The following is a 249-nucleotide window of genomic DNA, read 5'->3' as shown; positions in this document are numbered from 1 at the left end:
TCACCCCGCGCGGCGAAGCGGCCTTGATGAAGGCCGGGTCGTCCTTCGGCCAGTACGGGCGCTCCGGCTCTTCCTCGGCATTGAGGTGGTAGAGGTTGCCGAAGAACTCGTCGAAGCCGTGATTGGTCGGCAGGTATTCGTCGCGGTCGCCCAGGTGGTTCTTGCCGAACTGGCCGGTGGCGTAGCCTTGCCCCTTGAGCGCCTGGGCCAGCGTGATGTCGCGGGCCTGCAGGCCCACCGGCGAACCGG

1 protein-coding gene is annotated in these 249 nt (G+C 67.9%); it reads right to left on the bottom strand.

Translation table 11 applies throughout. The features are described 5' to 3' along the window. Positions 1–249, bottom strand: a 249-nt coding sequence (locus J5M67_RS29070) for a sulfatase-like hydrolase/transferase (protein WP_207888747.1), incomplete at both ends; no start/stop codon positions are given.

Origin of the sequence: Pseudomonas sp. 30_B (assembly GCF_017491605.1) — a bacterium.
Taxonomy (GTDB): Bacteria; Pseudomonadota; Gammaproteobacteria; order Pseudomonadales; family Pseudomonadaceae; genus Pseudomonas.
Note: the sequence above shows the minus strand (reverse complement) of the source record. Positions and strands in the feature narration are given on the sequence as shown.